This window comes from Oscillatoria sp. HE19RPO (genome assembly GCF_024220515.1).
In the GTDB taxonomy this organism is placed as follows: Bacteria; Cyanobacteriota; Cyanobacteriia; order Cyanobacteriales; family Laspinemataceae; genus Laspinema.
Genome location: NZ_JAMXOT010000351.1, coordinates 1 through 8,745 on the forward strand (window position 1 = coordinate 1; position 8,745 = coordinate 8,745).

An 8,745-nucleotide genomic window follows, 5' to 3' on the forward strand; every position below is an offset into this window, starting at 1 on the left:
CAACAAATAAATCATCCTTGCTTTGATGCGATCGCACCTAACAAGGCTCTTTTAGCCCGCGCAGGCACCGCTTTGTCCGTGTAGCCCCAGGCTTGAGCCTGCGGGTTTTTTGAAGGTTTTATTTTTTGGAGTTCCCTAAGTAAAACCTCCGCTTCTCCTTTAAATCAGCTTGGGAGGCATCTAAATCGGGAAGCAATTTTACCAAAAGTGCTGGTAGTGCGAGCTTTAAGCTTCGTTACTGTAATCGAATTAAATGCCAAGGCAGCTTATCTGTACCTCATGAGTCCACCGAACCGCTCTATAGAGATTTTAATTTTTGGATGACCCGAAATCCTCAAAGGCTTTGAGAAGCGGAATTCACCCTCGCCGGATTCGGGAGACTCCCCTAACCCTGGGGCATGAAAGGCCATGCCCCAGAATCACTTAAGCCCCCTTACCGATATCCGTAATGCTAAATAACGCTTGAGCATCGACACGGGGGATACTGGGAGCAAAAAACCCACCAGAGAACAACCGATCTTGCTGTTGAGCAAAGATAGGCAGGGCATTGCGAACCTCGGCAGCCACTTCCGTCGTTTTCACATCGTAGGTTTGAGTCGCCGCTTTCGGGTATAACCCAATTCCGATAATCGGCAACAACAGACAAGCGGCGATCGCAATCTCCCGAGGTTTCGCATCCATCAACTCCCACGCCTCCACATTCGCGATCGGCTCAACTTTGCCATAAAACACCTGGCGCAGCATGGACAGCAAATAAATCGGCGTCACAATTAAACCCACTGCCGCTAACCCAATCACCACCACTTTAAACGGGGTGCTGTAGGCGTAACTGGTGGAAAGTCCCAAAAACACAGTCAACTCACTCACAAATCCACTCATCCCCGGTAACGCCAAGGATGCCATCGCCCCAGCAGTAAACAGCGCAAATACTTTCGGCATCAACTTCGCCAAACCGCCCATTTTTTCCATTGCCAGGGTATGAGTGCGCTCATAAGTGACCCCTGCCAGGAAGAATAAAGCGGCAGCAATCAATCCGTGGGAGAGCATTTGCAACACGGCACCGCTGATCCCCAGTTCCGTTAAGGAAGCAATCCCAATCAGCACAAATCCCATGTGGGAAATGGACGAATAGGCTAAACGCCGTTTGAGGTGATCTTGCCCAAAAGCACTCAATGCACCATAGACAATATTCACGACCCCCAGAATGGCTAGAACCGGGGCAAAGTAGAGATGGGCGTTGGGGAGCATTTCCAGGTTCATGCGGATTAAAGCATAGCCGCCCATTTTCAGCAAGACACCGGCCAAAATCATAGAAACTGGGGCGTTCGCTTCTCCGTGAGCGTCCGGGAGCCAGGTATGGAGGGGGAAGACGGGGAGTTTGACGCCAAAGGCGATGAACAACCCGGCATAAAGCAGCAATTCTAAAGCAATGGGATAATGTCTGGCACTCAGTTCGGCCATATTAAAGGTGATGGTATCGCCATAGAATGCCATTGCTAAGGCTGCGACCAGAATAAAGATAGAAGCTAATGCAGTATATAAAATGAATTTAGTCGCGGCGTAGAGGCGTTTTTCGCCACCCCATATCGAAATCAGCAGGTAAACCGGGACGAGTTCGATTTCCCACATCAGGAAGAATAGCAGCATATCCCCGGCAGCAAAGACGCCGATTTGGGCGCTGTACAAGACCAACATCAGGGCGTAAAATAACCGGGGCTTTTTGGTGACGTTCCATCCTGCGGCAATGGCAAGGGTGGTGACTAAGGCGGTTAAGACAATCAGGGGCATGGAAATGCCATCGACGGCTAGGGTCCAGTTGAGACCCAGTTGGGGGACCCAGGGGTAGGTTTCAATAAGCTGTAATTCCGGGTTGTTGAGGTCGTAGTTCTGCCAAAAGGCGATTAGGGTGAGGGCGAGTTCGATTAAGCCGACGCCTAGGCTATAGAGGCGAATGGTTTTACCCTCTTGATCGGGGAGTGCCGGGATGACTAGGGCCGCTAGGAGCGGGAAAAGAATTATAGTGGTTAGCCAGGGAAAGTCTAGGGTTAACATAGAGAGATGGTAATAAATACTTACTGCCTACTCTTTTAGTTTATTAAGCTATATAAAGTTTTGAAAAGGGATGTTAAGTAAAAATGATTAATATGATTGATAAGCCAGCATAAATGCTTATGATATTGAATATTTAAGTCCCTGGTGGGGGATTGAGGTCCCTGGAAGTCGCGGGATTTCTTCTTGGCGATCGCCATCACCACGACTACTCCACTTGGATCACATCCAAACCTCGTTAGAATCACGGAGGATGTTTCGGTAGAATCACGGACGATCGCGAGAAAATACGGGATTATAAAGATGTCGAGTTCAAAAACTACCCTAATGTATTCACTCAACTTGCTCCCCGGTGCCATTCCTGAACTACTTGCCACGGTCCGAGATACCCACTGCCTCACCAAAGCCGATCGCTATGGAATGATGGCCGCGATTTTAGATGAATCCCTCAGCGACGAGGACCGCTTCAGTCTCGATCGCCTCCTCCGTTCTCTTTGCCGGGGACGGGTGCAAGTCGTGGATGAACTCTCCATCGTCCAGTAAACGCTCCCAGGCCCACCTATCCGCTTCAGGGACCTGTTCAATCTAGGACAACGGCATCGAACTCGACACTCGCCCCCGTTGATTCTTGAATTGAATTCACCGCTGCTTTACCCTCGGCAATCACCGCCTAGGGTCCACTGATGGGGCCGGTCCCCCAAGGTCAGGCGCTTGTTAATTTCCCCCCCTGGTTTGCTGGCAGATGAGATGCACTTTCTTGTACAGGACTTACGCATATTTTGAGAACTCACCCTAAATGTAGAGGCGATTCGCGAATCGCCTCTACATTTAGGGGTAATGCGTCAGCCATATTGTATTAAAAATTTCCCTCCAAAACCGGGTCAGACTCGCTTGTTTATCGAGTCTTGGACCTTGAGATTTTATTAAGTTTTTTAAAATTATCACCCGAGCCGAAAAAAATAGCCCTATAATTGCGTAATGTTTTGAGCTGGTTAGGGAAGGGTAAAATCCTTGTCAAGTATGACTCTCTAGCGCGAGATGAATTGTATATCCAATCAGCCAAAAACACCAGAAATTCGAGGAACTTTTCAAGTTTATGAGTGAAACGCCGAACTACCGCTTTGAGACCCTACAAGTTCATGCCGGACAGGAACCAGCCCCAGGGACAAATGCCCGTGCTGTTCCAATTTACCAAACCACTTCTTATGTCTTCAATGACGCGGACCACGGAGCCAATTTATTTGCCCTAAAAGAATTCGGGAATATTTATACCCGAATTATGAACCCGACCACCGATGCCTTTGAAAAGCGGATTGCTGCCTTGGAAGGCGGTGTGGCTGCCTTAGCGACATCCAGTGGTCAAGCGGCCCAATTTTTGGCGATCGCCACGATATGTGAAGCGGGAGATAACATTGTTTCCACCAGCTTTGTCTATGGCGGAACCTACAATCAATTTAAAGTAGCCCTGCCTCGTTTAGGCATTAACGTTAAGTTTGTCGATGGAGATAATCCAGAAGATTTCCGAAAGGCGATCGATGACAAAACTAAGGCGATTTATTTAGAAAGTATCGGGAATCCCAAATGCAATATTCCTGATTTTTCTGCCATTGCCGATATCGCCCATGAACATGGAATTCCCTTAATTGTAGATAATACCTTTGGTTGTGGGGGTTACTTGTGCAAACCCCTCGAACATGGTGCAGATATCATTACGGAATCGGCAACTAAATGGATTGGCGGTCATGGAACCTCTATTGGTGGCGTGATTGTCGATTCAGGTAAATTTGATTGGGGAAATGGCAAATTCCCCATCTTTACTGAACCCTCTCCCGGTTATCATGGGATGAATTTCTATGAAACCTTTGGGCCAAAAAGTCCCTTTGGAAATATTGCCTTTATCATCCGCGCCCGAGTAGAAGGATTACGCGATTTTGGACCGGCTATGAGTCCATTTAATGCCTTCTTACTCTTGCAGGGGTTAGAAACCCTTTCCCTGCGAGTTCAGCGTCATGCTGATAATGCGATGGAGTTAGCAAAATGGCTCTCCAAGCATCCCAAGGTGGAATGGGTTAAATATTCTGGACTCAAGGATAATCCCTATCACAAGTTAGCCAAAAAATACCTAACTAATGGGTTTGGCTGTGTGGTCAATTTTGGGATTAAAGGTGGCATGGAAGCGGGCCGAGAATTTATCAATAATGTGCAGTTAGCCAGCCATTTAGCCAATGTTGGCGATGCCAAAACTCTGGTGATTCATCCCGCCTCGACGACTCACCAACAATTGAGCGAAGAGGAACAAAAATCCTCTGGGGTGACCCCGGATATGGTTCGGGTGTCTGTGGGAATTGAACATATTGAGGATATTAAGGCGGACTTCGACCAAGCTTTTAAAAAGGCTTAGGAATTAACCTTGTCCCGGTTGGTAGGTGACTGGGTTGATTAGCGGTGCTTTCACAGAGGCGATCGCCTCTGTGATGCAGCATCCTGTACTCATAAAAACCCGCAGGCTGAAGCCTGGGGCTACACGGACAAAGCCTGCCTGCGCAGGCTAATACATAAAACCGACTTAAGAGAACCGGATTTGGTATTAAAGCACCGCTAACCCCTGGAACTTCATTCAGAACACTGGGCCTTTTTAGTCCGCTTTTATCCGCCTAATCCTCACCGGATGAGCAATTCGTGAGCTAAAAAACAGAAGCCAGAACGAGATTGGATTACAATAGGAACAACAAAAATTAAGGGGACTCGGTGACCGGCGAGGGGTTGAACGTAGCAACAAGCCGTCAGCGAATACCCAACGCTAACGGTTATAAGACGCCAGGAGCGTTTATTAGCCGATTGTTCACTGACCCACGATGCGATCGCCAGCAAAAGAGATGAAAGATTATGAATGACACCCGCTATATTTCCCCGGAAACCCAGTTTTGTGAACTTACACAACCCGTTATCCTAGAATCCGGCCAGGTTTTGAGCGGGGTGCAAGTCGCCTATCGAACCTGGGGAAAACTGAATCCCGAACGAGATAATGCTGTGGTGATCTGCCATGCCTTAACCGGATGGGCGGATGCGGATCAGTGGTGGGACCCTTTATTTGGCCCCGGAAAAGCCCTAGATACGGAAAAAGATTTTATTATTTGCAGCAACGTCCTGGGGAGTTGTTACGGCACCACCGGACCCACCTCGGTCAATCCAGAAACCGGATGTCCCTACGGTCCCGATTTCCCTCGGATTACGATTCGGGATATGGTCCGAGTCCAGGCGGCATTGCTGGATGAGTTGGAAGTTGCCAAAGTCAAGCTGGCGATCGGGGGGTCATTAGGCGGGATGCAGGTCCTGGAATGGGGGGTGATGTATCCGGAAAAAGTGGAGGCGATCGCCACCTTTGCCGCCTCGGGAAGACATTCTCCCTGGTGCATCGGACTCAGCGAAGCCCAACGCCAAGCCATTTATGCCGACCCTTACTGGCGCGGTGGCTATTACACCATTGAACAACCCCCTGCTGCCGGATTGTCTGCGGCGCGGATGATGGCGATGTGTTCTTATCGCAGTTGGGCCAGTTTAGAGCAAAAATTCGGGCGCAACAAAAGTGCTGATGGCAATTGGGAAATCGTCAATTACCTGCAATATCAAGGCCAAAAACTGGTGAATCGGTTTGATGCGAATAGTTACATTACCCTGACTTACGCGATGGATAGTCACGATGTCTCTCGCGGAATCGGGGATTATAATTCGGTGTTGGCGAGTATCCAGCAACCGACTCTGGTGGTGGCGATCGACTCGGATGTGCTTTATCCTCCGGTGGAACAGGAGAAGTTAGCTCAGTTGATTCCGAATGCGGAATTGGGGTGGTTGAATTCTCCCCACGGTCACGATGCGTTTTTAATTGATATGGAAGATTTGAATGCAATGGTGGTGAATTTCCGCTCCTCCCTGGAGTGGAATGCCGCCAATCGCGATCGCTCTCATCTGTCCCGGATTTGGCGGGTGGATAGTTAGCCACCACGGGGTAATCAAGACTTCCACAATTGTCTAAAATCTAAACCTAAACCTAAATGTAGAGGCGATTCGCGAATCGCCTCTACATTTAGGTTTAAGGAGTGCGGTAAGCGGAGCTATGCCTACTTGCTTTGCATCTTGCTCTCTATTAAAACTATAGCGAGCAAGATGCTCGCACTCCTTAACATTCAGGGTTTTGGAGTGCGGTAAGCGGAGCTATGCCTACTTGCTTTGCATCTTGCTCGCTATACCGCTTATCCCGGGGTAGAAAAGTTAGCGGGTTCTTTCAGGGAAGATTTTGTTTCCACGCTTACGGACCCTCGGAGATCAATTTGCACCGATTGGGCGTGGGACTTAATTCCGGCTTGCTGCCATGCTTCCACCATTGCGATCGCCACATCTGCGGACTGCCCTTGAGAGGATAACGCCAACAGGGTTGGACCTGCACCACTAATGGTCAACCCGTAGGCTCCCGCATTTAAAGCCGCTGCATGAACCGCATCATAACCGGGAATCAAATCCTTGCGATAGGGTTGATGGAGGCGATCGCTCATGGCAACGCGCAACCATTGACCATTGTTGGTGGCTAATCCCCGCAGGAGTAACCCCAAATGGGCGGTATTGTAAATCGCATCCGCCCGGGTGTAGTGGGTTGGTAGGACCTGGCGCGCTGTTTCGGTGGCTAACTCAAACTCGGGAATTGCTACAACCGGGACAATTTCTGAATGCCAGGGAACGTCACAGATTTCCCAACCGGGGCGATCGGTTGCTAGTTCTTCCGGGATTGATGCGGCGAGACGACATCCTCCGAGTAAGGCGGGAACGACGTTATCGGGATGCTTTTCCATATCAATCGCCAGATCCACCAGTTGCAGTGGAGTCAGGGGTTTTCCGGCGAGGTGATTGGCCCCCATTAAGCCACCGGCGATCGCCGTTGCCGAACTTCCCAGTCCTCGCGCCAGGGGAACTCCCAGTTCTATCTCGATTTCGACCGGCGGTGGGGATTGGTTGAGATGGGCGTAGAATTTAGCAAAGGCTTTATAGACCAGGTTGGTCTCATCGGCAATGACGCGATCGGCTTCTAACCCCTTGACGAGAATCTGGAGGGTTTTTTGATCCGGACTGGATGGATTGAGGGCGATCGCCGAAAACTTAAACTGGTTGTACAGGGTCAATGCAGCCCCAAAACAGTCAAAACCAGGCCCGAGGTTAGCAGTGGTGGCCGGAACGGTAACAGTAACGGTGGAGTGGGTAGAAGACATCAAAGGTTTTAAGGGAGTACGTTTCGTCGATTGAGAAAAAAGTTAAAAAATTTCTAAGGCGTCAGTTCCGGATTAAATCCGTAGGACAAGAAACCCGGTTTCTGTGGCGAATTGGTTGCTGATTAGCAGAAATTTTCTCAAGAAACCGGGTTTCTAACCTCTGGCAAAATCTAATTAGAGGAATTTGCACAGAGGTCTCATCAAATAACAGTCAAAGTTCCGCGCCTGAGAGGATGAGGATCTGCTATTTCTTATCTTCACATTTAACAGGGATGACGCATCTAAAATTTTCGCTTTTTCTGTTCTTTATCCAAGACGATCGCGCCCACCCAAGCGAGTAACCCCATCGCCACGGGAAAGGATGCTTTTCCGATCGCCCAAAATAAAATGGCCCCACAGATGACCACGAAAGCCGTCATCAATGCATCAGGAACGACTACTTTTTTCTCGTTGGGGGTCGCTGCGAGAATTTGCACCCAGGCATAGCCGACTCCCACCACCGCAATCCAGGCAGTATTCGCGATTCTCTGGGATACAGCAGGTTCGGCAAGGACGCCTATCCAGGTTTGAGAGGCGAGGATTCCACCCACGGCTAAAACGGTAGCCCCGGCCCCAGCTAAATAGAGAATATCAAGTTGTACCGAACTTAACTTTTTGAGGAGCAAGCGAAAGAGATAATGACAGGCGATCGCCACCAGCAAAGCCGCGAGGGTAACCGCGAAGGATTGGAGCCCGAACAGGGCGGTTTCTTTGGCGGTAGCCCCACGCCTAGCAATGGCCCAAAACCCGGCGAGTAGAAATGCTCCCACCCCAGTTACCGCACTGACCCCAATGATAGTTTTAGTCAGGAACTTGAGGATAGATTCAATCACGCATTCCCGTCGAGTTCCCACCGAGAGTAATGAACTGTTGGCAATATGCTGGGCGATCGGCCAAAACAGAACCAATCCAGCCGGTATTGATAACGCTAGTTTCCAGGTCATGGAGTCGAGTCCGACTACCACCCAACCCCATACTGCCCCCAAAGCCACAACCAGGGAGAGTCCAAGAAGAAAGAGCGAGCGTTGCATCCCCATTGGGTAAATCGCAGGTAATTATGAGTTTTTCATTGTTCAAGGATTTTATCGCATTTATTCTGGCGATCTCAAAAATCTCTGAACAACCCCTTACATGAAACCCCGATTTTGGGTCATTAAATTTACCACCCCGATCTAGGGCGTCGGTTCAGTAAAAAGGCTTGACAACACCGAGCAAATGTGTATCTACCTGCTGGATTCAACTACAGTGGGGCCTGTTGTATTGGTAAAACCTCATTCATTCGAGCAATGACATGAAGATTAGGGGATTGCAAAATATAAATCATCCAACCGTTCAACTGATGAAAGGAAGGTATGTGTAGGGGCGCAATGCTTGCGCCCCTGGGGCGCAAGCATTGCGC

General features: G+C 49.3%; 6 protein-coding genes. 3 read left to right on the top strand and 3 right to left on the bottom strand.

Going from position 1 to position 8,745, the window contains the following annotated elements:
- Window positions 1-423: 423 nt before the first annotated feature.
- A complete protein-coding gene (locus NG833_RS26180; RefSeq protein WP_254568212.1) occupies window positions 424-2,052 on the bottom strand; it encodes an NAD(P)H-quinone oxidoreductase subunit 4 in 1,629 nt (542 codons plus the stop codon).
- Between the two features lie 324 nt (window positions 2,053-2,376).
- Here NG833_RS26180 and NG833_RS26185 point away from each other — a divergent pair, with 324 nt between their 5' ends.
- The 3 genes from NG833_RS26185 (at window position 2,377) to metX (ending at window position 6,045) form a co-directional block, all read left to right on the top strand.
- Entirely contained in the window at window positions 2,377-2,592 is a 216-nt protein-coding gene (locus NG833_RS26185) for a hypothetical protein (protein ID WP_254568213.1), read from the top strand.
- Between the two features lie 553 nt (window positions 2,593-3,145).
- On the top strand, window positions 3,146-4,450 hold the full coding sequence (locus tag NG833_RS26190) for an O-acetylhomoserine aminocarboxypropyltransferase/cysteine synthase family protein (protein ID WP_254568214.1): 1,305 nt from the start codon (window positions 3,146-3,148) through the stop codon (window positions 4,448-4,450).
- 485 nt (window positions 4,451-4,935) lie between these two features.
- Window positions 4,936-6,045: a homoserine O-acetyltransferase gene (metX, locus tag NG833_RS26195; RefSeq protein ID WP_254568215.1), complete on the top strand. Its 1,110-nt coding sequence runs from the start codon at window positions 4,936-4,938 to the stop codon at window positions 6,043-6,045.
- Between the two features lie 254 nt (window positions 6,046-6,299).
- Here metX and thrB read toward each other — a convergent pair whose 3' ends face one another.
- A complete protein-coding gene (thrB, locus tag NG833_RS26200; RefSeq protein WP_254568216.1) occupies window positions 6,300-7,307 on the bottom strand; it encodes a homoserine kinase in 1,008 nt (335 codons plus the stop codon).
- Between the two features lie 281 nt (window positions 7,308-7,588).
- Complete coding sequence (locus NG833_RS26205) at window positions 7,589-8,377, bottom strand: hypothetical protein (protein WP_254568217.1); 789 nt, start codon at window positions 8,375-8,377, stop codon at window positions 7,589-7,591.
- Window positions 8,378-8,745: the final 368 nt, after the last annotated feature.